A 1892-nucleotide genomic window follows, 5' to 3' on the forward strand; every position below is an offset into this window, starting at 1 on the left:
TCCTGGCGCACCGCCATAGAAAAACACAGACCCTAGCTTCTCTTGCCCAAACTGAACCAGGAGCGCTTCTGCCAGTTCGATACCGGGACAGCGCTGGATCGATCGTCCCTGCAGCCGTAAGTACAGCACCACGCCCGCCCCATCGGGAATCACGAGTTCTGCCTGACGAATCACGCCCGCAAGACTGGGATTGCGCTCTGCCTGCATGGTCATCTCGGCATTCAGCGTCACCACATGACAGCCGCGAGATTGACGAACCCTTTCTTTAAGCCACACCGCATAGTTCCTAAGCAAATGAATGGGCAACCCCAACACCGAGTAAACTTCGGGCGTTTCTGCATTCAACCGCTGCATTCTCCTCACCTCCAGACACCACTGCGATCAGTTGTGATCATTGTGCTTTCAAGCAGTTGATCTTACTCGATCCTGTGGGTTTTGCAGGCAGGTTATACCAATTCGCAATTCGTAATTCGTAATTTGTAATTGCAGATCATCCAATCCGTCTACGTTTTAGCGTTTTGATCTGTAGCTGGAATTTAGAGAATTGGTATTAGCAGAATTTGCAGGGAGTGGCTTCAAGTCGCAGCAGTTTTTCCTGGCAGCGTCTGGATACTCGGCTTCAACCACTGTAGAAAAAACTGATCGCTGCTACCCAGTCAGCGGACATCGAACCGATTTTCCGACTAGGTAATGATACCAAATTCCCGCGATCGGACGAATGACTGAACCGTTGACGAAATCAAGCCGTTGCAATTCCAAATCGATACAAGGTCGCATGATGACGATCGAACTTGTTCCGTGTTCGCCTGACCACCTTGAAAAGCTGATTGAGGGTTCGGATGCGTTTCGAGCCGCGTACGGGTTTCAGGTCGTTGACGGCTACTTACCGTTTGAAGGAGCGCTTCAGTACAGTCTGAACGCCATACAAACGTCGCAAATGTCGCATCCATGGCTGCCGTATCTGTTTCTTTTTCGCCCCGATCGAGCGTTAGTCGGACTGGGAGGCTTTAAGTCGGCTCCCGATCCTAGCCGCACCGTTGAAATTGGTTACTCGGTTGCTCCCAGCTACCAGGGCAGAGGGTTTGCAACGTCTGCGGCACGCCAACTGATTGAGATTGCATTTGCCTCAGACGGCGTGGACTGCGTTTGCGCTCACACGCTAGCAGAGCCGAGCGCATCAACTAGGGTGTTAGAAAAGTGCGGCATGACTCAGGTATCAGAGTTGATTGATCCGGACGATGGACCTGTATGGAGATGGGAGATTAGCGCAGGCTAAGTCGCGCCATCTACCACGGGTTGCCCACCAGAGTAAACGCCGCCCAGTAGAACGGGTAGGACATATCTTTGCTGGACTGCGCCAGATCGCTCGGCAATGGAATCCGCCCCGTAGAGGTCACCAGTTCGCCTTGCTCAATTCGCACCTGTTTGCGAATCATTGCAAGCTGTGCCTGTCTCAGGGCGTCGGCTTTGATGGGTGCCTGCTTCAGGCGCGGGTAGAACTCGGACATCAGCGCTAGAGTTCCTTCATCATCGACCGCCCAGAGGCTTGCCAAAATCGATCGCACCCCTAGCTGATAGGCGAGTCCCGCAAACCCTAGCTCAGCTTGCACGTCGCCGAGCGCAGTGCGACACGCACTCAGCACCAAGAGTTCTACAGGCGGATTGCTCAAGCCCAACTGCCGCACATCGTTCAGCCGCAGCTTCGTATCCCAGAGTTGAATAAAGGAATTTTGCGGACTACCGGGATTAAATTCAGCATGGGTCGCCAAGTGGACAATTCCAAAGGGCTGCTGTTGGCGCTGCGCTTTCAGATTGTTGAGAGTAAAGGCTTCGTTCAGAAACGACTGTCCCACCCACGGCTGCAACACAGACGCCAACTCCAGCGGCACCGC

At 53.5% G+C, this 1892-nt stretch carries 3 protein-coding genes; 1 reads left to right on the forward strand and 2 read right to left on the reverse strand.

The window, feature by feature from the left end; translation table 11 throughout:
* The coding region (locus H6F43_RS00930) for a WecB/TagA/CpsF family glycosyltransferase (protein WP_190340155.1) at positions 1 to 354 on the reverse strand (354 nt) is incomplete at its 3' end.
* Between the two features lie 424 nt (positions 355 to 778).
* On the opposite strand from H6F43_RS00930, the gene H6F43_RS00935 reads away from it, so the two are divergent.
* Positions 779 to 1276 (forward strand): GNAT family N-acetyltransferase, encoded by a 498-nt coding sequence (locus H6F43_RS00935; RefSeq protein ID WP_190340156.1) that lies wholly within the window; start codon positions 779 to 781, stop codon positions 1274 to 1276.
* Between the two features lie 10 nt (positions 1277 to 1286).
* Here the strand turns inward: H6F43_RS00935 and H6F43_RS00940 are convergent.
* The coding region (locus H6F43_RS00940; RefSeq protein ID WP_190340157.1) for a CHAT domain-containing protein at positions 1287 to 1892 on the reverse strand (606 nt) is incomplete at its 5' end.

The sequence above is a fragment of the Leptolyngbya sp. FACHB-36 genome, from assembly GCF_014695955.1.
Taxonomy (GTDB): Bacteria; Cyanobacteriota; Cyanobacteriia; order Leptolyngbyales; family Leptolyngbyaceae; genus FACHB-36.